Below are 22,086 nucleotides of genomic sequence, written 5' to 3'. Positions count from 1 at the left end.
GGATGCTTATGGCAAGGGATCTCGAACTCGTCTTGCTGCGGTCGTTCGTCACCGCGGTGCGGTCGGGCAGCATCAGCCGCGCCGCCACGGCGCTCGGGCACACCCAGCCCGCGCTCAGCCAGCAGCTGCGCAAGCTGGAGAGCGTGGTCGGCCGCCCGCTGCTGCACCGGTCACCGTCCGGCGTCTCGCCGACCCGGGCGGGCGAGGAGCTGCTGCCGTACGCCGAGCGCATCCTCTCGCTCTCCGCGCAGGCACTCACCGAGACCTCGCGCGCGCTCACCGGCCACTGCGGCGTCGGGCTGCTCGAGGACCTCGCGGCCTCCCAGCTGCCGCAGGCCCTCGCCGACCTCGCCCGGCTGCACCCCGGCGCGACCCTGGAGGTGCTCAGCGTCTCCACGGCCGCGATGCGGGAGGCGTACGACGCGGGCCGCGTCCACCTCGTGCTCGACGAGGTGCCGGACCTTCCCGGGCCGCCCCGCTGGACGGTGCGCCGCCCGCTGGTCTGGGCGGTCGGCCACGGGGTGGACATCACCGCCGATCCGCTGCCGGTGGTGCTGTTCTCGAACACGTGCGCGTGGCGCACGTCGGTGGTGGAGACGCTGCACCGCACCGGTCGGCGCTGGCGGGTGGCGTTCGAGAGCAACAGCCTGATCGGTGTGCTCGCCGCGCTCCGGGCCGGGCTCGGCGTCGCGGCGCTCATGCCCGCGAACCTCGAGCCGGCCATGGCCTGCCACGACGCGGACGCCCTGCCCACCCTGCCGGACGTCGAGCTCGGTCTCGCACGGCACCCACGGACCGACGGCGACCCGCTGATCGATGCCGTGGAGACCGCGCTGCGCCGCACGATCTGACCCCCGTCGCCGGGTCGGCGATCTCGACGAGACGATCACCGACCCGGGCGACGAGGGGCGGTCACACGATCAGGTCGGCGACGGCCCACCGGTCGACCGCGGCGCGCAGCGGTTTGATGAGCGCGGTGGCCGTCTTGTCCGGGGTGAGGTAGTTGTCCTTGAGTGCCGCCGCCGCCTGCAACCGCTTGTCCTTCGGCAGGCCGAGCATCGCCTGGTAGCCGTCCTTGAAGTCCTTCGGCAGCAGCAGGCAGTCGTAGAGGACCTTGCAGTTGTCGAGGGCGCCGGACAGCAGCTCGAAGTGCGCGTTGGCGGCCATCTTCACCAGGTCGGCCTGCAGCACGACGTGCTTGAGGGTGCTCGCGTCCTCGGCGCGGAGGTTGGGGTTGGTCGTGTCCAGCCCCTTGAGCTTCGGTTCGAGGGCCTCCTTCGACGGGCCGGTCCGCGCCATGATGCGTTTCGTGGTGGCGTCGGCCTCCTTCATCTCCTTGACCCAGCCGTCGATCTTGTTCAGGGCGGCCCCGTCCAGGATCTTGCCGCGCTCGACGAACTTCACGTACGTGCGCATCTTCTGATCGTCGTCGTCCCAGTGGTTCAGGATCTCGCGGACCTCCGACAGCGTGATGACCTCGCCGAACGCCTGAACCTTCAGCGGGTCGGCCATCCGCTCGTTGATCTTCTTCGTCTTGTAGGCCTTGTAGTCGATCGCGTCGCGTTCGTTCAGGCCGTCCAGGACGTAGTAGACCGGCTCGTTCGCCTCGGCGGCCCACCACAGGCCGGCCTTGCAGCCGAGGGCGCCCATCCACTTGTCGGACCGCTTGCCGCTGAGGTCGGCGATCGCGAGCTTCGCCTCGGGGGTCTGCTTGGCGAGGAACGTCAGGTACGCCCTCGCCTGCTGCTGGAACTGCGCCGCGAACGTGCCGGACTCCCGGCCGTAGTACTCCCGCGGCTTCTCCTTGAGGCCCTCGCCCAGCTTCTTGACACCGGCCTTGAGGCAGTCATTGATGACCTTGTCGGGGTTGGCCAGCAGCGCCGGGTAGCCCCTGGCGTTGAGCGCCTTCTCCACCGCGTCCCAGATCTCGATCATCCGCAGCGGCCGCTGGCCCTCCGTGGACTCGTGCGCGGCCTGGACGTACGGCAGCCGCACGTCCTCGAAGCCCCAGATCGTCCCCGGGGCCTTGTCGAACCCGGTGATGACCTGGCAGTCCTTGATCTCCTTCCAGGTCGTGACGATCGTGGTGTCCGTCCGCGCACCCAGGACCTCCAGCAGTTTCGCGGCGCCGGCGACCTTCTTGCGCTCATCGTCCGTCATCTTCTCGGTCGCCGAGATCTTCGGGTCGCAGAGCCGGACGTAGTTGCCGAGCAGGTGCTCCAGCGGCTGGACGAAGCCGCTCCAGACCCCTTCGCGGTTGCGGCCGGAGTCCGACCCGTCGCTGGCGGGCAGCCGCGGGCTGACGCCCTTGTCGATGAGACGGATCATCTCCGGGTAGTCCCCGGCGTGCCAGAGCATGTTGTACGCCCGCGCGGCGAGCCCGTGTTCGGTGTCGTTCCACGCCTTGGCGTCGATGTTCGCGATCATCCAGTTCAGGGTGTCCTGGTCGAAGGCAACCGGGTTGCGCCAGTGGCGTTTGAGCAGGTTCGCCGCCACCGCCGGCGCCGCGTCCGACGGCAGCGCGTCGCGCAGCGCCTTCACGTCGGCCCCGGTGACCTCGACGACCCTCGCCTCCGGCTTCACCCTGGACAGCTTGATCGCCCCGACGATCAGGTCGGCGAACACGTCCGGCGCCTGGGATGCCTGGCTCTTCAGGGCGGGGCTGGCGAACACGGCGCCGATGAGCGTCTTGTACTTCGGGTGCCCCTCGTCGGAGGGCAGGTACGCGTCGTCCTTCAACCCCTTGATCGCGGCGCGGACGCTGTCGAACTTGCCCGCGACCAGGTCGCCCACGGCCGTGTTGACCAGCTCGGGCTGTCGCAGCTCCGCGGTGCGGGCCGCGTTGTCGAGCTTCGCGGCCTTCTCCGCCATGCCCATGTAGCGCACGACGCGGTAGGTCTGGTCGATCACGTACGAGGCGGTGTGGTACTTACCCTCGCCGATCAGTCGCGCGGCCCATTGTTTGCTTGCCGCCAACTCCGGCGCGGAGCTCACGCCGTCCAGCTGCGTCTTGACCTGCTCCTCCACGGTCTTCGGCGAGTCGTCGTCCGCTGCCTTCGGCTCCGGCTCACCGTTGGGGGCCTCGGCGGCACGCTGCCTCGCCTTCTCCTCCGCGACGCGCTTGAGCTCCTCCTCGATGTCGAGCTCGTCGTTCTCCGGCAGCGGGCGGACGTTCAGCGCCATCGTGGTCGCGAACGCATCGGCGACCCGGCCCACCAGGTCGTCGTCGGGCGCCTGCCCCTTGTTGCCGAGCAGCGCCTCCGCCTCGTCGCCGATCTTCTTCAGCGCGGCGAGCTCCATGTCGTCGGCGACCGGGGTGGGCAGGCCCTCGTGCCACGTCAGGAAGTCCCTGATCACCTCGACCCGCTCCCGCATGACCTCACGCGGGTCGCTGACCGGCAGCTCGCCGTGCTTGGTCTTGCCGGTCGCGTCCGTGGCCTTGACCCGTGACAAGAACCCCGTCTTCACCGTCGACTTCGGCGGCGGCGGGCCGGGCGGCGGCGGAGCCGCCGGCGAGGGCTGCTGCGGGATTGCCGGCGAGTGCTGCTGTGGCGCGGCCACCGGCGGGCCCGCGTCCGCCGGCGTGTCACGCACCGTCGACGGCCTCGTGGTGCTGCTGACCGGCCGCCACACCGTGACCGGGTTGCGCGTCGAGCTCGTCGAACGGGCCGAGCGCGACGCCTCGGCCTCGCGGATCGTCGGGTACCGGTCCGGCAGCCGCGTGGATCGCGGCGGCGTGTAGGCGGTGGACCGCCCGGTCGTCGTCCGCGCCACCGGCCGCCACACCTCGGTCACCCGCGACGGGGTGGACCGCGACGACGTCGCCCGAGACGGGGTGGACCGCGACGACGTCGACTGCACGGGGGTCGACCGCACGGGCGTAGACCGGGACGCCGAGGTCGAGGAAGAGGCCACGGGGCGCGGGCGGTACCCGTACGCCGACCGTGAGGAAGAGGACGAGGAGGAGGCCGTGATGGGCGGGCTGTACCAGCCGCTGTAGCCGTAGCTGGACCCGATCCGGGTGGTGGTGCTCATGCTGGACGTGGTCCGGGGGGTGTACCGGGGCACCGGCTGCTGCCGCCGGCTCGGGTTGTACCCGGACGAGCCCGAACGAGATGGGTTGGTCATCGCAGTCTCCTTACTGGACGCGGGCCTGGTAGGTCAGGACGAGCCCGACGTTGCCGAGGTCGGCCTTGTCGCCGTCGAGCGCGAACGCCCACCCCGGCCCGTCGTCGCGGACGGTGAGACCGGGCGTCGGCAGGAGTGTCGCCTCGGTGAGCGTGAGCTTCGGGTCGCCGTTGAGGACCAGGCGGGCGGGAGTGCCGTTGGTCAGCTCGTACGCGGGCACGATGCCCGTGATCCGGCGGCCCGCCATGTCGGGGAACATGCCCGTGGCGAAGGGCAGCACGAGCCGGGACGCGCCGTTGCCGATGAAGTCCTCCCACTGCTCGGGGAACTCCCGCGCCACGTCGAAGAACCGGGCGGCGGTGAAGGGCTTGAGCATCCCCTTGACCGCGGCGGCGAACGGGTCGCCGCCGTACTCGGCCGTGTACTTCACGGTGACGAGCACGTCGTACACGTCGGGGGCGCGGTGGGCGGAGCGCTCCAGCCGCCACGTCGACACCGCTCCGGTGCCCTCGAACGGCAGGTACCGCTCGTCGTCGTAGCGCAGCTCGAACAGGCCGTTGTTCTCCTTGCCGTAGTCCACCTGGGACAGCGCGATGCGCTGGCTGGCCCGCCAGTCGGCGCGGATCGCGTCCGGCGGGCTGCCCTTCGGGTCGAGCAGGTGCTTGACGGCGGCCGGGTCAGGCGCCAGCACGGTCTTGTTGCTCAGCTGCGTCAGCGTCGCGTTGACACCGACCGGCTGGCCCTCGGCATCCAGGAAGGTCACCGTCACCGTGCGGATCTGCCGGCGGAAGTGGCCCGGGAAGTCCCGGTCGAAGAGCGCCTCGCTCAGCGCGAAGTCGGCGCTGCCGGCCGTGCGCAGCCGCAGCAGCGCGACCGGGTCGGTGTCCAGCAGCGACACCTGGCGGGTGATCTCCAGGGGGCGCGCGTCGCCGTCGAGCTGCGCCTTGCCGAGCCGCTGCAGGTCCAGCGCGAGGCTCTGCCCGGCGAGCAGGCCGTTGCGCCGGCTCTCCCAGTACGTCGGCCGGATGAACTCGTCAGTCACGCCCTGCTCGAACTGGTAGGCCCGCTCCGCCGCCTTCGCGAGGTCGTAGGCGAGGCTGTACGCCTGGAAGTACATGCCGGACAGCCGCGCGGCCATCCAGCCGTAGAGCTCGGCGTTGGTGAAGCGGTCCTGCAGGAACGTCGCGACGGCGTCGGAGTGCTCCAGCTGCCGCGCCTGGATGTCCGCCTCCCGCCGGGCGATGCTGAGCTGCTGGTCGGCCGCGGCGATGCGGTGCTCCAGCTGCTCCAGATCGTTGCGGGCGGTGGCCAGCTGCAGCGTCCAGTCCTGCGACATCCGCTCGTACTGCGCGGACACCCCGAGGACCTCGCCGATCACCTGGAAGCCCTCGCCGAGGGACTGCAGGATCTGCGCGGTGCTGTCCAGCGAGCTGCCGGCCTGGTCGCCGCCGGCCTCCGCGCCCATGATGAACGGGCCCATCTTGATCTGCGGCAGCGCGTGGCTGATGGCGGAGGCGATCTGCAGGACGCTGGAGGACATGTGCATCGTCGCGCCGATGGACATGGTCGCGATCTGCGCCCGTTCCAGCGCCGTCATGCCCGTGGCGATGAGCGCGTCGTAGTGCGCGGCCCGTTCCTGCGCGCCGACCCGGCCGGCGGTGAGCTCCGCGACGCCCTCCTCGGCGATGCGGACCTGCGCCTCCTTCACCGCGAGCGACATGGTGAGGATGGTGTGCTCCTGCCGGTTCTGCAGCAGGCTCAGCTCCTCCGCGCTGCCGCGTTCCAGGACGCTGAGCAGCTCCGAGCCGAGCTGGCCGAGCTTGTCGACGACCTCCTGGGCCCGCCGGTAGACGGCGGCGAACCGGTAGTGCGGCGGCTGGGCGGCGACGGCCGCGGTCACCTGGTCCAGGCCCGCCCCGGACGCGACGGCCCGCACCAGCGCCATCGGGTCGATCGGCGGCGCGAACAGCGGCAGCGGCCGGCTGATGCCGAGGATGTCCAGCGACTGCCGGATCTTGTGCAGCCGGTCCTCGACCCGGGTCCAGTAGTCGAGGAAGACGCTGTTCTCGGGGATGGAGAAGTACGCGTCGCCGACGCCCGCGTGCACCTCGCCGGGGCCGTCGAGCATCACGCCGCCGCGGCTGAAGTAGCCGGTCAGGTCCGCGGTGCCGAGCTCGGCCAGGCTCTTGCCCTGCGGCAGGAGCCGGACGCCGAGCCGCTCGGGGCGCTCGCCGAGCAGGTCGTAGGCGAGCACGTACAGCATCCGCGCCTCGTCGACGCTCTCCGGGGTGTACTGCCGGAACAGCATGTCCGCCCAGTCGAGCAGGTTGTCGACGTAGCCCATGACGACGGCGCGGCGGTAGGCGACCGGGCGCAGCGCGGCGATCGCGTGCGGGTCGAACGGGTCCTCCCGGTAGGCCTTGAGCAGGTCCTCCTCGTCGCCGTTGGCCTCGAACAGGGCGCCGAGGTCGGCGGCGATCAGGGTCCGCTCCTCCAGCGCCGCGACCGCGGCGCGCTGCGCGGCCGTCGGCGTGCCGGCGAGCAGCGCCGCCAGCGCGCCGGCGATCCGCTTGTGCGTCGCGGCCGCCTTGACGGTGCCGAGCGCGGCGAGCTCCGCCGGGGTGCGCGGGTCCCGGTGCTCGGCAACCGCCGGCGCCAGGGTCCGCAGCGCGATCACGACCGGTGCGAGCGCGGGCCCGAGCTTCGTCGACGTCGGCGCCGGTGCGAGGGTCCCGACGTCCAGGCCGGTGCTGCCGGTCGCGGCGAACTCGGCGGTCAGGCTGTCGGCGAGCGCCGCCGGGTCGATGGTCAGGAACGGCAGGAACCGCCAGTAGGACGTCGGGTGGGTGGGGTCGAAGATGTACTCGTACCAGCGGCGGGCGTCCTCGAAGCGCTGCGCGCCGTTGAGGGCGTTCGCGATGAGCAGCGGCGCGTGGAAGAAGATCTCCCAGTAGTAGAGGCCGTTGGCGCTGCGGAAGTCCAGGTGCGAGCCGGACGGCAGCCGGTCGGGGTCGACCAGCTCCGGCTTGACCCGGATCGCCTTGACGTCGAGCGGGTCGGTGCTGAACGCGACCTCGTCCGTCTCCTGCGTGCTCAGGTCGAGCAGCGCCGGCATCCCGCCGGACAGCAGCTTGCGGTTCAGGTCCGAGGCGGTGCCGGTGGTCAGCCGGACGATCTCGAACGGCAGCGCGGTGCGTTCGTACGGGCGCGGCGGCTCGAGGGTCTGGTCGTGCAGCAGGTACGTGTCGCCGACGAACAGGTACAGCCCGGTCGAGGAGGTCAGCGCGGAGTCGAACGCCGGCAGCTCGCCCCACGCGCCGGCGACCGGCCGGAAGCCCGGCATCTTCGACGGCTCCTGCGTGGCCGGCATCTTCGTGTACAGCGGGCCGCTGAACACGTACAGGTCGTTGCCGCGCCGCAGGACGGTGTCGACGGGCACCGCCAGCTGCTTCGGGTAGCCGTCGTCGATGCAGTCCGGGACGGTGTTGTCGGCGTTCAGCGTGTACCGCACGTACTCGCCGGCCCGGGTGAGGTACAGCTTGCCGCCGCCGACCCACGCCGCGTCGACGACCTGGGACGTGGCGATCGAGCTGGGCCCGGCGTAGGTCGCGCGGTACGTGCGCGCGCCGGCGGCCGGCACCTCGGCGTAGCGGTGGTCGGTGTTGTCGAAGTAGTACGCGGTGCCGTTGCGCCACACGGCCGCGTCGACGCGGACGTCGGTGGGGATCCTGTCGGGGTTGCCGGCGATCGCGCGCGGGTAGTCCTTGTCCGGCGCGTCGAACCAGTTGCCCTTGCTCGGCTTCTTGGTGTGGTCCAGGCGCGCGTACCGGTCGCCGGCGAACAGGAACACGTAGGTGTCGGTGACCATGACGGCGTCGATGCCGCCGAGGTGCTTGCGCACCCAGTGGTCCTTCCACGTCGCGGGCGTGCCGAGCTTGCCGTCGGTGACGGTGACGACCTGCTCCAGCGCCTGGTTGAGGAACACCTCGACGTTGCCGGGCAGGGTGAACGCGACGTCGACCCGGTCCCACTGCGGCAGCGTCTCGTTGTTGCCGAGGATCGGCCGCGGGTACCCCTTGTCGATCTTGCCGAACGGGGTGCCGGTGAACCGCACGTACTGGCTGCCGGAGAACACGAACGTGTGCTCGCCGCGGACGAGGACGGCGTCGACCGCGCTGTTCGCGGCCGGCAGCACGGTGCGGGGCAGCCCCCACTGCTCACCGATCGGCACCGCCCCCGGGATCCGCCCGGACGGCGCGACGACCACGGACCGGTTGCGGGCCGTGGAGAAGAACAGCTGCGTGCCGGGGGTGGTGGCCGTGCCGCCGGGCAGTTCGACGGCGGCGTCGATCGCGCTCCAGCTGGGGAAGCGCACCCCGGTGGTGTTCAACGGCACCGGCGCCACGGCGACCTGCTCGATCGTCACCGGCCGGCACAGGAAGCTGCCGCCCTTGTGGTCGACGCTGAACCACGGCCACGACTCGGCGCCGGTCGGCGCGTCGAAGCGCACCACGTCGGCCGGCTGGACCTGGTCGAGGAAGATCTGCGCGACCCGGTCGGCGGTGGCGGCCTTGGCGGCCGCAGCGGCGGCCACCGCGGTGGCGAGCTCAGCGAGGGCCGCGTCGGTGTCGGCGTCGGCCGCGACGGGCCCGGCCGGCAGCGGGAGTCCCGCGGCGGCGGCAGCGGCGGCCACGATGGACGCGATGATCGACGCCGCGACCTCGGCCGGGGTCGTGCCGGTGCCGGCGACCGCCGTGGGTGGCACCGGGATCCGCTCCGCGTACAGCTCGGGGTTGAGCTCGAACAGCACCGCGGCCGGCTTCGGCGCCGGCGGCGTCTCCGCACCTGCGGGGGTCGGCGGGGTGGTCGTGTACGTGCACGACACGACGACCGACATCCGGCCCGTGTCGGGTTTGATCCGCGGCAGCACCAGCAGCTGCACGTCGCCGATCGTCCCGGCCTCCGCGGGACCGGTGCCGAGCTCCTGGGCCGGCACCCACTCCCCGTTGAGGTTCTGGAACGAGTAGGCGATCCGGACCCGGGTCGACTTCGCCGACGCCGTCACGTGCTGCTCCGCGCCGTCGCTGCGGGCGACGACGGTGCCGCTGGCCGGGTCGTCGTCGGCGACGGGCTCCACGACGGTCCAGAAGACGAAGACCCGGCCGAACGCGTGGACGGGGTGCACCAGGTCGGCGTCGATGCGCACGCCGACCGGCTGCCACGGCTCCCACGTCGCGGACAGCTTCTCCCGGCTGCCGAACTCGGCCCGCCGGAAGTAGTAGCGGCGCGGGTCGGTCTTCGTCCGGCCGAACAGCACCAGCCGGCGCGGCCCGTCCGGCAGCTGGTCCTTGGTGTAGACGTAGCCGCCGGCGATCGTGAGCCGGGACACCTCGGTGTACTCGTCGAGGTAACGCTTGTACGCCCGCTCGACGCCCTGCGCGGTGATCTCGCCCTGCAGCAGGTCCCGTTCCAGGGCCTCGAACGCGGGGGTCTTCGTGTCGCGCAGCTCGGGCCGCAGGTAGTTCTCCGGGTACAGGAAGACCTTGCGGTTGGCCTCCCACACCCGGTAGCTGCGCATCCACGTCCACCACTGCTTGACCCGCAGCCGCTGCTCCTCCCCGCCGTCGGCGGGTTCCAGGTTCAGCAGGTAGCGGTGCACGTACAGCTGCACGGCGGCGATCGCCTCCCGCACCCGCGACGTCATGCCCTTCTCCCCCATCTCGACGTCGATGAGGTAGCGCTCGAACAGGTCGCGGGCGGTCCGCGGGTGCGCGGCGGGGCCGGGGTCGCGGGCGAGGACGGCGCCGACGAGCGCGTCGCGCAGCGCCAGGTTCAGCTCGTCGTGCAGCGTGCGGGCCAGCGCCGGCCACCGGTCGGCGCCCACCTTGCGGGCCAGGAGCAGGGTCAGGGCCGCAGCCGCGGCGTCGAGCGCGGCGTCGGCGGGCCGGCCCGCGGCCGGGTGCAGCTTCGTCCACACGTCGGCGCGCAGCTTCGACGGCCCGGCGCCGAGCGGCCCGGCGAACCCGAACAGCTCCACCAGCTCGAGGAGGAACTCGAGCTCGAACCGGTCCTCGTCGTCCGCGCCGTCGGTGAGGAACCGGCTGTTGCGCCGGCACCAGCGCAGCTCGTCGACGTCCCAGCCGAACAGGTCGGCGACGGAGCGGTAGAGGTCGGTGCTCGGACGGGCCGCCGGGGCGAGCGCGGCGGCGAGGTCGACGCCGCCGGCGCGGTGGGTGCGGACCAGCGCGGCGAAGCGGGTCACGATCCGCAGGTCGCCGAGCCGGTAGTCGGCGACGTCGGCCCAGCGGTCCGCGAACGTCTGCGGGGACGCCTGCCCGCCGGCGTGGCGCATGTACTGGCCGCCGCTGCACAGGTAGGTGTGCCCGCGCAGCGTGAACGCGCCGTCGATGGCCGCCTCGAAGTCCGTGGGCAGCGCGCCCCACGCGTCGTGGACCAGCCGCGGGTAGCCGTCGTCCACGGTGGCGTACGCGGTGGCGGCGGGCACCTGCTCCCCTTCGGCGGGCACCGGCGGCAGCGCGTAGCGCACGTACTGGCCGCCGGCGAACGCGTACAGCTCGCCGCCCGGCGCGACGAACGCGGCGCGCGGGCCGCCGGCGGCGGTGAGGTCGTTGCGGACCGCACCCCACGCGCCGGCGATCGGGGTCACCTCGGCGGTGCGGTCCCGGAAGCGCACGCTCTGGCCGCCCGCGAACAGGTAGGTCCAGCCGTCGGGGGCGCGCATCGCCGCGTCGACACCGGCGTGGAACTCCTCCGGCAGGCCCTCGACATCCAGCTCCGCTGCCAGCGACCCGGCGATGGTGCGCGGGTAGCCGTCGTCGACGCGGGTGTAGTCGGCGCCGGTGTAGCGCACGTACTGGTCGCCGGAGAACAGGTACGTGTACCCGGCGGTGACGAGCGCCGCGTCGACCCGCCGCCGGTCGGCGATCGTGTTGCGCACCTGGCCGAGCGCGCCGATGTCGTAGACGGCGGCGGGCGCGGCGGAGACGACGTGGCAGGTCCGGCCGGCGAACAGGTACGTGTTGCGGCCGCCGGCCACGACCGCGTCGAGCACGGCGCGCCCGCCGGTGCCGAGCCGCTCGACCAGCTCGTCCTCGACGGCCGCCGGCAGGCCCGCGAACGGCTCCTCGGTGCCCAGGTTGCCGGCGATCGGCCGCGGGTAGCCCGGGTCGACCCAGCGGTAGTCGGAGGTGGAGTAGCGCACGTACTGCTCGCCGGCGAACAGGTACGTCACGGCGCCACTCACGGCACTTTGGTGGACGAAGGCGGCGTCGACGCCGCTGCCGTTCAGGAACGTGTTGCGGGTGCGGCCCCAGCGGTCCTGGATCGGCTGCCGCGGGGTGAACGCGCGGCCCTGGTAGCGGGCGAACTCGTGGGCGAAGAAGAAGTACGTCGCGCCGTCACGGCCGGTGAACGCGGTCGTGAGATCCTCGACGTCGCCGATGCCGCGCCAGATGCGGTCCAGCGGCCGCGGCGCGGACCAGACGCGGTCGACCTCGTCGTACTGCACGACGGTGCCGCCGGTCAGGAGCAGCGTGGCGTCGCCGGTGAACAGGACCGCGTCCGGTGCGGTGAACCCGGACGGCCGGTACGCCTCCGGTACACCCCAGAACTCGGCGCCGACGAAGCGGGGTTCGGCGTCGTCGGGCTGGTCGTACTCCTTGCCCGAGTACGTGACCAGGCGCATCAGGCCAGCCATCGGCCCGGTGCCGGCCGGCGGCTCGAACAGGTGGGTGACGCCGTCGCGGACGTAGGCGAGGGCGACCCGCCGCAGCCCGGCGAAGTGCTCCGCGATCGGCAGCGGGCCGGCCGTGACCTCCGCCTCCAGGTAGTCGGGGCCGTCGTACACGACGAACTGGTCGCCGCTGAACACGTAGGTCTTGCCGTTGGCGGCGACGAACGCCGCGTCGACGGCGTTGTCGTGGTAGATCGTGTTCCGCGGCCGCCCCCACTCCTCAGCGAGGGGGTAGGCCCGGTCGAGGGTGGTGTTGTAGCAGGTGGCGCCCTTGAACAGGTAGGTGGTGCCGTCGGTGCCGGCGAGGACCGCGTCGAGCCCGGTCCGGTATTCGGCGGGCACGGTCCGTAGCCCGCGCGGCAGGGCCGGCTCCGACGCGACGGTGGTGCCCTCCAGGGAGCTGTAGCGGTGCCAGCCCTCCGGGTGCTCCAGGTAGACCGTGCCGTCCTCGACGAACGCGGCGGCGACGTCTGCGCGGGCGACGTCGGTGAGGCGGCGGTGCACGTCGAGGGAGACGACGTGGCAGTCGCGGCCGCTGTACAGGTAGACGTTGCCGCGGTCGGCGAAGGCGGCGTCGACCCGCGTGAGGTCGGCGGCGAGGTGCTCGAAGCCGGGCTCCTCGCGCAGGGCGGCGAGTTGCCGCGGGTAGCCGAGGTCGACGGTCGCCGGGCGGGTGCCGCCGGCGGTGTCGGTGTAGCGGACGTACTGGCCGCCGGAGAACAGGTACGTGCGCCGGACCATGCGCTCTTCCACGGGCAGGTCCGGGGTGTCGAGGGAGCCGTCGGTGAGCGGCGTCTCAACGGTGGGGTCGTCGGTGGCGGGGCGCTGCACGACGAGCGCCGCGTCGACCCGCCCGGTCCGGGCGATCGTGTTGGCGACGGTCCCCCACATCGACGTGATCCGCGCCGGGTACCGGTCGTCGACGCGGGTGTACGTGTCGGTGTAGCGCACGTACTGCGGGCCGCTGAACACGTACGTGCGCCCGTCGGCGCCGACGAACGCGGCGTCGACGTGCCCGAACGGCAGGCTGTCCCAGCCGTCGGCGATCGGCCTCGGCGCCGACCACCAGCGGCGCTTGGCGTCGAAGACCACGAACTGGCCGCCGGCGAAGAGGTGGATGCGCCCGTCGGCGGCGGTGAAGACCGCGTCGACGCGGGCGAACGGGGCGTCCGCTTCGCCGCCGATCAGGTCGTCGGGCAGGTTCCACCAGTTCTCGGTCATCGGCCGCGGATAGCCGGCGTCGGGGGTGGTGTAGTCGCGGGTCGAGTACTTCACGAAGAACGTCCGCGGGCGGACCTCCTCCCAGTACGGGCGCGACGGGTCCTCGCTGTCGGGCGTGACGTGCACCTGCAGGCGCCGCCCGGCCTTGCGCAGCGTGAGGCTCAGCCCGTCGGTGGCGGTCAGCCGCCACTGCGCGCCGGCGGCGGTCCCCGCGGCGGTCACCGGTACGTCGGAGGCGACGGCGATGCCGTGCTCGGCGAGCCGGTCGCGCAGCGCGCCCGGCAGCCGGCCCTCCTCCAGGTCGGCGCGGTGCACCGGGGCGAGCCGGTCCCGGGACCACGCGGTCCGGGGGCCCTCGTCCAGCGGCAGGTCGAGCAGCTTCCCGCCGGTGCCGAAGACGTACGTGGCGCCGTCCATGACGAACGCGGCGTCGACCCGGCACAGGCCGCCCCAGTCGTCGGGGATGGCCCGGGGGTGGCCGGGGTCGACCGTGGTGTAGTCGGCGCCGGTGTACCGCAGGTACTGGCCGCCGCTGAACAGGTAGGTCCGGCCGTCGAGGCCGAGGAGGGCGGCGTCGACGGTGCCGCTGGGCAGGACCGGGCCGAGCACGCCCCAGCGCTGCGCGGTCGGCACGACGCTCGCGTCGGGTGCGCCGACCGCGGCGGTCTTGCCGTTGCGGAAGAGATGGACGACGCCGCCGCCCGGCTCGGCGAGCGCGGCGTCGACGCCGGGCTCGAACATCGCCGGGACGGCGTTGTCGAAGTGGGCGGCGATCCGGCGCGGGTAGCCGTCGTCGGCGCGCAGCCCGTCGTTCTCGACGCTGTCGCTGTGCCGCACGACCTGGTCGCCGGAGAACACGTACAGCGCGGCGCCGTCGACGTACGCGGCGTCGACCCGGTCCGCGGTCGCGAGGTTGTTGACGACGGTCCCCCACGCGCCGGCGATCGGCCGCTCCGCGGCGGAGCGGTCGGCCGGGCCGCCCAACGCGACGAACTGGTCGCCGGAGAACAGGTAAGTGACGCCGTCGTGGCCGAGGAACGCCGCGTCCAGCGCCGAACGGAACCTCGGCGGCAGCGGCGCGTCGCCGGGCCGGCGCTGCTCGCCCTCCCACCACTCGCCGAGCCGGCGCGGGTAGCCCTCGTCCACGGTGGCGTAGCCGGGGCCGGAGTAGCGCACGTACTGGTCGCCGCGGAACAGGTACGTGCGGCCCTCCTCGTCGACGAACGCCGCGTCGATGCGGGTGCCGTCGCTGAACGCGTTGCGGACCGTGCCCCACGCCTGGGTCCGCGGCGTCCACCGGGTGTGCTCGATCGGCCGGACGAACGTGCGGGAGGTGCCGGCGTCGTCGCGGCCGACGATCCACGCGGTGCCGTCGGCGTCGGTGAACGCCGCGTCGACGGAGGCGAGCCCGCCGAAGCGGTCCGACAGCTCGGCCAGCGCCCGCGGCCGCGGGTCGGCCGGGGTGTCCGCGCCCGGCTCGTACCGCCAGAAGCCGCGCCCGCGGAACAGGTACACGTCGCCGTCGGGGCTCTCCAGCAGCGCGTCGATGCGGTCGACGCCGGGCGGCAGGGTCAGCGGTTCGGCGAACTTGCCGGTCAGGTCCTGGTCCTGGAAGGCGGCGGCGACCTCGTCGGCGCCGAGCCCGAGCCGCGCGGCGAGCGCGGCGAAGCCGCGGATGCGGCGCACCGCGCGGCGCACGTCCGGGTCCGCCGCGGCGGCGAACGGGTCGTCCAGGGCGGGCGCGACGAGCAGGTCGAGGGTCTCGGCGGCGCCGCCGACGACCGCGGCACAGATCGCCTCGGCGGTCGCGGCGGGGACGCCGAGCGCGTCCTGCAGGGTCGCGAACACCGCCGCGCGCTGGGCCGCCTCGCGGGCGGTGAGCACCGCGACGACCTCGTCGGTGGCGGCGTCGACAGCCACGGCCACGGCGTGCAGCAGGAAGAACACGTCGCGGCTGTAGTCGGTGAGGCCCGGCAGCGCGAAGTCCAGCGCGTGGTGGACGTGCCCGAACCAGTTCAGCCGGTCGGCGGGCACGGTCAGCCCGGGCGTGAGGTCGCCCGCCTCCACGAGCACCCGCAGCAGGTCGTCGCGTTCCCCGGCGGTGAACCCGAGCGCGTCGACGGCGGCGACGTCCACCCGGAACGGCGCGGCGTCGCCGATGGCCTCGACGAGGCGCTGCAGCACGAGCAGGTTCTCCGGCTCGGTGAACCCGGCGAGGGTGAGCACGGCCGCCGGGTCGGTCAGGCCGGGCACGGCGTCGTCCGGGATCCGCCCGTCGACGAGCAGCCCCGCGTCGAGCACACCCGCGACGCGCTGCGCGGCGGCGTCGTCGCCGAGATCGCGGAAGTCGTCGGGGGTCAGGGTGTTCATCGCCGTCAGCGCGGCCGTCAGCTGGCCCTGGATCGCGTCGAGGATCTGCCGCCGGTACGGGTGGAACGCCACGTCCAGGGTGAGCTCGGGCAGGGTCAGGCCGAGCGCGGCGACCGGGTCGGTGTAGGCGCCCTCGTCGTCGAGGTAGCCGTTGAACCGCAGGCTCTCCAGGAGCGCGGCCCGCTGCTGGTCGGTCAGCGGCACGTCGGCGAACACCGCCGGGTCGAGGGTGATCCAGGCAGCCGGGAACCGGTCGGCGACCTCGAGGAGCCGCTCGTACACGGGCCAGACCAGGTCGGCGAGGTCGGCGTCCACCGAGTCCACGGCGTCGTCGTCGGACGCCAGGATCCGGCCCTCGGCGTCGATCCGCCCGTTGAAGACCAGGTTGTCGTACAGCTCCGCCTGCTCGGCGGCGGTCAGCTCCGAGTACCTGGCGAGGTCGGACGGGTAGAACGCGGCGGGCTCGTCCTCGCCGGCGCGGTCCACCGCCGCGGCGAGGTCGGCGGCGATCGCGTCGCGGTACGCGCCGAACTCCCCGGTGAGCCACAGCTCGTCGGGCGTCTCGGGGAGCGTGGCGGCGTCGAGGGTGCCGGACGGGTCGAGGTACCCGCGCAGGACCAGGTTCGTGTGGATCTTCGTGGCGAACCGTTCGTCGAGCCCGATGCCGCGGAAGTCGTCGGCGGTCACCCGGCCGAGGTCGGTGACGGCCGCGTAGGCGGCGTCCCGGACGCCCGGCGTGAGGCGCAGCACCGGCGAGCCGACGTCCTCGGCTCCGGCCACGACGTCGTGGATCACCTGTGCCGCGCGCGGCCCGAAGCGGGCCGAGCGGAACGCGTCGGGGGTGAGCTGGACGGTCTCGAACTGCGCGCGCAGGGCGTCGAGCAGGGCGGCGCGCTCCTCGTCGGCGGCCGGGCCGCGCCGCTCCGGGCCGACGCCCAGGACCTCGAGCAGCCCGCGGCTGTCCAGGCCGGTCGCCTGCGTCCAGCGCACCACACCGAGCAGGGTCTGCGCGAGCCACAGCCCGGCCTCGACGTCCGTGCCGGCCAGGATGTCGTACACGTCGGCGGAAACGGGCTCGGCGGGGCTCAGCAGGACCGGGAAGGCGGGGTGGCGGCGCAGCGACGGGTCGCTCTGCAGCGCGTCCAGGATGTCGAAGAGCTCCTCGGCGGTCACGTCCAGCGCGGTGGTCAGCTGCCCGACCCGGTACAGCAGGGTCAGCGCGCCGACGCCGGCCCGGCCTCGGTCGAGCGGGCCGGACACGCCGTCGGCCGACCGGTCCCGGTAGCGGGCGACGATCGTCTGCACGTCGGCGTCGGCGAGCCCGGTCCGCTGCCGGTACGTCGGCTTCTTCTCCAGCAGGTCGTGCGGGGCGGCGAGCTCCGGCAGGCCGGCGTAGGCGGCGGGCAGGTGCGCGGCGCCGCGCAGCACGGTGCGTTCGGTGGCGACGAACGGCACGTTGAAGACGCGGTTGAACAGGTCCAGCGGGGTGTCGCCGTCGCCGGCGCCGAGCGCGTTCACCGGCGCGACGAGCGCGACGACGACGTCCAGCGGCAGGTCGTAGCCGTGCTGCAGGAAGCGCAGGGTGGCGATGCGGCGCAGCGCGGTCGCGTCGAGGGTGTTGCCGCAGCAGGACCGCAGCACCAGGTCGAGGTCCTGGAACCGCAGGCCGGCGCGCCGGGCCAGCCGGACGAACCGGTTGACGCGCTCGAACCAGGCGACGGGGACCGGCTTGCTGCCGGCGCGGACCAGCCGGCGCTCGTCGGTGTCGAGGGTGACGACCTCGTCGTCGTGGTGGATGAAGCACCGGTTGGCCTCCGCGCGTTCCGCCTCGGCGAGGTCGCCGTGCAGCAGGGCGAGGAGCTCCTCGTGGGTCAGGCCGACGGCCTGGCGGAACCGGTCGACGGCGGCCAGGTCGGTGAACGTCTCGCCGTCGCGCAGCCCGTAGCATTCCCGCAGCGCGGCGTCGTCCAGCACGGTGGAGTACAGGTCGGCCTCGTCCTGGTTGAGTCCCAGGTACTCACGGACGACGACGTCGGGCCGCTCGTCCACCGCGAACCGGCGGTACAACTCCAGCGGGGTGGTGCCGAGGTGGTGCAGGAGCCGCCGCAGCCGCTCGTGCCGCAGCGAGAACGGCAGCCCGAACGGGTGGCGCAGCCCGGCCAGCGCGTCGTGGGCGCCGCCGTCGGGGTCGAGCTCGTCGGCGAGGATCCCGTTGACGATGTCGAGGTACGGCACCTCGGTGTAGCTGTTCGCGCCGTCGAGCCGCACGTCGCGCAGGTCCGGCCGCCGCCCGGGCAGGTCGCTGCCGGTGAGAAGCTGCAGCAGGTCGGCGAGGTACGCGGCCGGCGAGTACACGGACCGCGACGCATCGCTGCCGCGGAAGTCCAGATCTCCGAACAGCTTCTGGTAGTCAGGCAGGGACGGATGCATTGCGCTCCTCCTCCGATGGGCAATCAGCGGTCGGAAGACGGGCGCGCGGCAGCGCCAGATACGGCGAGTCGGTTTCCCGTCACAGGCCGCTTCCGGACCTGACAAAGCCGAGGGCGATGAGGTATTGGAAGGACGTTCTGCCCGGCCGGCCACCGGACACGATCGTCACGGCGGGGCGGCTACCCTGCGTGCTGTGGCGACGCTGACCGAACTCCTGACGCTCGACGACGGGGTCCTGCTCGACCGGGTGTGCGCGTTCACCGCGGACGAGCGGGCGGCGCTGCACCGGCCGGTGCAGCGCGCCTGGGAGCGGTACGCGTGGCGGGACGCGATCGACGGGCGCGAGGATCGGTACACGCCCGAGGAGGGACGGCGGCTGGAGCTGATCCTCATGGCCGCGGCGCCCGCCGACGGGTTGTCCTGGCCGCGGGACGACCAGCAGATGCGGATCGCCCGCGCGCGGGGCGGCCGGTTCGTGGACGCGCTCGCCCGGCACGCGATGCGCACGATGGCGACCGCGGACTTCGGCCCGGACTTCGACGCCATCCGCGCGGCGGAACGCGACGGCCTCGTCACGCTGGACGCCGACGACGACTACGTGCTGGCGATGGTCGGCCACTTCGGTGGGCGGTACACCGTCGGCGCGCGCCGGGCGGATCGGCTGCGGGCCGACCCGGATCTGCTGGCCCGGGCCTTCTGGCGGATCTTCGAGATCGAGGGCAACCGGCAGGTGAGCCTGGCCAACGTCGACAAGTACAGTGGCCGGTCCGTGCAGACGTGGCACGGCACGGTCCTCGACCTGCTGTCGGACGCCACCATCGACCGCGCGCGGGTGCTGGACGCGACCGTCGCCGCGCTCGGGCTCGGGTTCCCGCAGTACCGCGCCGGCTGGTACTCGCGCCTGCATGCCGCGCTGGCGCCGTCCGCCGACGAACTCGCCGCCCGCCAGGCCGGCTACGTGACGCTCCTGCGCAGCCCCGTCGGGCCGACCGCCGCGCTCGCCGTCGACGCCCTCACCGCCGTGCAGAAGGCGGGCCGGCTCGACCACGACGGCGCCGCGCTCGCCGACGGGCTCGGCGCCGCGGTCCTCGCGCCCGCGAAATCCACCGCGACGAAGGCACTCGCCCTCGCAGCGCGGGCCGGCGACGGGCAGTCGTCCGTCATCGTCGCCGCGCTCGGCCATCCGCACCCCGACGTCCAGGCGGCCGCCGTCCAGCAGTTGCGGCTGCGCGGCGAGCCGGGGCCCGTCCTGTCCGCGTTGCCGGCGCTGGCGCCCGCGGTCGCGGCCGAGGCCCGTGGCTGGCTCGGCGCGGATGCGCCACCCACGGTCACGGCACCGGTCGCCCCGCCCGAGGTCGCCGCGCCGGCGCTGGAGGCGGTGGCGCCGATCACGGACCCGACGGAGCTGGCCGAGGCGTTCGCCATCCTGCTGGCCGACCCGACCGACGCCGAGCTGCTCGAACGCGCCCTCTGCGCGGCCGCCCGGCTCGGCCCGGACCCCGGCGAGTACGCCGGCCTGGCCCGCCGGGCGGCCTGCCTGCTGCGCGACGGCCCCGCATACGAGTGGGACCTGCTCCTGGACGTCGTCGCCGGACTGGTGCTCGCCGCCGCCCACGCGAAGCCGGTACGCCAGCTGCCGCCGCTACCGCCGCAGGTGCAGTTGCTCGCCGGGCGGGTGGCCGCCGTGGAGTCGGCCCTGCGCGCCGGGCGCCGGTTCGCCCCGTGCGCGGAGCCGACCCATGCCGGCGGCTGGATCGCGCCGGACGTGCTCATCCGGCGGCTCACCACCGGCGCCACCGCGGACCCGCTCTCCATGGGCGCCGAGCCGGATCCGCTCGACCTGGTCGCCGCGCTCCTGCGGCTCGGGCCCGACCCGGCCGGCGCGTCCGCGGCGGTCCGCGACGCGGCGGCCGCGGTGCCCGGCGCCGCCGGCACCGCCCTCCGGTACGCCCTCGGCGGGCCGCCGCCGGAGCCGCTCAGCCGCTCGGACCGTCCACTGTGGATCGCCGCGGCCCGGGCGCGCGCGCCGCGCGGCGACGACGCGCCGCTGATCGGCCGCGGACCCGGCTTCGACGCGCCCGGTGCGGGACGGGCACCCGCGTGGCAGGTGTCGTTCGATCCCGAATGGTCCTCCTACCGGCCCATCCGGGTCGGCGCGCTCGGACCGCCCGCCGCGCCGGAACCCCCCGATCCGGCGCTGCCGACCGTGGCGCTCGCCTACGCGGGACCGTTCGACCGGTTGCCCGGCGGGCCGTGGCACCCGTGGCTGGCGTCGATGTGGCCCGGCAACATCGAACCGCTCCTGGCCATGGCGCTCCGGTTCCAGCTCGCGTCCCTCGACGGCACCGTCGACGGCGGCGTCTCGGCCCACGCCCTGCACCTGCTCGACCGCACGGTCGCCGAGCTGCCGCCACTGAGCCCGTACGTCGTCGCGGCCGGGCTTGGCGGCGCCGGCCTCAGCGACCGCACCGCCGCCGTCGACACCGCCGCGGCGCTGCTGCCCCACCGGATGGACCCGGCGGTGCTGGCCGACGCGATGGCGACGCTGGCTCCCGCGGTGCCGCTGCACCGGTGGGCCGACGCGTTGGGCGACCTGTCCCTGGCCGGGCACGGCGCGCAGGTCCGGGCGGTGCTGACCGCACTGCTGCCGTCCCTCGACCGGACCGGCCGCGGCCTGCACACCCTGGTGGAGCTCCTCCGCGACGAACACCTGCGCGCCGGCGCGCCGGTCACCGATCCCGCCCTGCGGCCATGGCTGCTCGCGACCACCGGCAAGTCGAAGACCGCCGCCGCCGCGCGATCCCTTCTCAGCCACCTGAACCCCGGCTGACCCCGCCGGACGGTGCCGGCGGGGTCAGGGGCGCGTCATGCGGCGTCACCGCCGACACCGTCATCTACGACAACGCCGCCGGCATCGGCACCGCCTTCGGGCACCTGACCTCGCACGGGCACCGCCGCATCGCCTACATCGGCGACGCGGAGCGCATCTTCACCGGCCGCGACTCGACCACCCTGGAGGTGCTGCGCCACCTGGGACCGGACGCCGGCACGCTGGCCATCGTCGGCTTCGACGACTTCCCGCTCGCCGACCTGCTGCGCCCCGGCGTCACCGTCGTCGCCCAGGACAGCGACACGATCGGGCGGACCGCGATCGACCTGCTCCGCCTGCGCGCCGCCGACCACGGGCGCCCGGTGCAGACGGTCACGGTCGACGTGCGGCTCATCCCCCGCGGCTCCGGCGAGCGCCCTCCCCCGGACTGACGCCGATCCGCGGTGCGGGCGCGGCGGTGTGCCGACATCGCCGGCATCGATTGACATGGCGGGTGCGCGGCCCCTACGTTTCGCTCACTTTCACTTTCGCGGGGGCTCATAGTGATCAAGTTCTGTCGTTCCGTGCGCAGATACCGCTCCTTCACCGTCACCACTTCACTCATGGTCGCCGCGGCCGGCACCGTGGTCGCGCTCGCGGCCGGCGCGCCGGCCGGCGCGGAACCCGCACCCACACCGTCAGGGCAGCAGTCCACGAACCAGCGGGCGGCCGAGACCGCCGCCATCCGGCAGGCCGTGGACAGCGGCCGCGATGTCGAGGTGCAGGGCTCGAAGTCCGAGCTGGCGCGGGTCGTGGCCACGCCGCGCGGGACGCTGGTGCGGGAGAGCTATTCGGTGCCGCACTGGACGAAGAAGGACGGCGCCTGGCGGCAGATCGACCTGAACCTGCGCCGTGACGGCGCGACGATCGCGCCCGCCGCGTCGGTGGCCGATGTGCGGTTCTCCGCCGGCGGCACCGAACCCCTCGTCACCCTCAACGGCACCGGCGGCGCGCTCAAGCTGACCTGGCCGTCGAAACTGCCCGCGCCCCGCATCGAGGGCGACACCGCCGTCTACGAGTCGGTCCTGCCCGACATCGACCTCCAGGTCCAGTCCACAGTGGAGGGCTTCGGCTACTCCCTCATCGTCAAGACCCGCCAAGCCGCGGCGAACCCCGCCCTCGCCAAGCTCAAGTTCGGTCTCACCAGCACCGGCTGGTCGCTGCGGAACAAGCCGGGCGGCGGCTACGAGACCCGCGACAGCACCGGGAAGGTCACCGCATCCGCCGGGCAGGCCCTCATGTGGGACTCCGCCGGCGTACCGAGCGCCCAGCGGTCCCTCACCGCCGGCAAGAACCCGGCGCTGCGGCACGTGCC

At 73.6% G+C, this 22,086-nt stretch carries 7 protein-coding genes and 1 pseudogene; 6 read left to right on the top strand and 2 right to left on the bottom strand.

Features of this window, described 5'->3' with window-relative positions:
* The first annotated feature begins 8 nt into the window (after positions 1 to 8).
* Positions 9 to 851, top strand: coding sequence for a LysR family transcriptional regulator (locus AB0I21_RS50360; RefSeq protein ID WP_360572071.1), 843 nt, complete (start codon positions 9 to 11; stop codon positions 849 to 851).
* 61 nt (positions 852 to 912) lie between these two features.
* Here AB0I21_RS50360 and AB0I21_RS50355 read toward each other — a convergent pair whose 3' ends face one another.
* A complete protein-coding gene (locus tag AB0I21_RS50355) occupies positions 913 to 3,453 on the bottom strand; it encodes a hypothetical protein (protein ID WP_360572069.1) in 2,541 nt (846 codons plus the stop codon).
* Between AB0I21_RS50355 and AB0I21_RS50350 the strand changes: the two genes are divergently transcribed.
* Complete coding sequence (locus tag AB0I21_RS50350) at positions 3,434 to 3,742, top strand: hypothetical protein (protein WP_360572067.1); 309 nt, start codon at positions 3,434 to 3,436, stop codon at positions 3,740 to 3,742. The two genes, AB0I21_RS50355 and AB0I21_RS50350, sit on opposite strands and share 20 nt — an antisense overlap.
* A 3-nt stretch (positions 3,743 to 3,745) precedes the next feature.
* Entirely contained in the window at positions 3,746 to 4,000 is a 255-nt protein-coding gene (locus tag AB0I21_RS50345; RefSeq protein WP_360572065.1) for a hypothetical protein, read from the top strand.
* A 138-nt stretch (positions 4,001 to 4,138) separates the two neighbouring features.
* Here the strand turns inward: AB0I21_RS50345 and AB0I21_RS50340 are convergent, their stop codons facing one another.
* Positions 4,139 to 17,902 carry a hemopexin repeat-containing protein gene (locus AB0I21_RS50340; RefSeq protein WP_360572063.1) on the bottom strand — a complete coding sequence of 4,588 codons (13,764 nt, stop codon included), beginning with the start codon at positions 17,900 to 17,902 and terminating at the stop codon, positions 4,139 to 4,141.
* A gap of 193 nt (positions 17,903 to 18,095) precedes the next feature.
* Between AB0I21_RS50340 and AB0I21_RS50335 the strand changes: the two genes are divergently transcribed.
* From AB0I21_RS50335 to AB0I21_RS50325, 3 genes and pseudogenes are all read left to right on the top strand, one after another.
* Positions 18,096 to 20,732 carry a DUF6493 family protein gene (locus tag AB0I21_RS50335; protein ID WP_360572061.1) on the top strand — a complete coding sequence of 879 codons (2,637 nt, stop codon included), beginning with the start codon at positions 18,096 to 18,098 and terminating at the stop codon, positions 20,730 to 20,732.
* Positions 20,654 to 21,163 carry a substrate-binding domain-containing protein gene (locus AB0I21_RS50330; RefSeq protein WP_360572060.1) on the top strand — a complete coding sequence of 170 codons (510 nt, stop codon included), beginning with the start codon at positions 20,654 to 20,656 and terminating at the stop codon, positions 21,161 to 21,163. The genes AB0I21_RS50335 and AB0I21_RS50330 overlap by 79 nt, the downstream gene beginning before the upstream one ends.
* A gap of 132 nt (positions 21,164 to 21,295) precedes the next feature.
* Positions 21,296 to 22,086 (top strand): annotated as a pseudogene (locus tag AB0I21_RS50325) (hypothetical protein); the annotation flags it as partial.

This window comes from Dactylosporangium sp. NPDC050588 (assembly GCF_040654975.1).
Taxonomy (GTDB): domain Bacteria; phylum Actinomycetota; class Actinomycetes; order Mycobacteriales; family Micromonosporaceae; genus Dactylosporangium; species Dactylosporangium maewongense.
Note: the sequence above shows the minus strand (reverse complement) of the source record. Positions and strands in the feature narration are given on the sequence as shown.

Bases quoted from the DNA above. Each gene is read 5' to 3' on its own strand.
- AB0I21_RS50340 (WP_360572063.1), bottom strand. From the start codon at position 17,902: ATGCATCCGTCCCTGCCTGACTACCAGAAGCTGTTCGGAGATCTGGAC.
- AB0I21_RS50360 (WP_360572071.1), top strand. From the start codon at position 9: ATGGCAAGGGATCTCGAACTCGTCTTGCTGCGGTCGTTCGTCACCGCG.
- AB0I21_RS50330 (WP_360572060.1), top strand. From the start codon at position 20,654: ATGGCTGCTCGCGACCACCGGCAAGTCGAAGACCGCCGCCGCCGCGCG.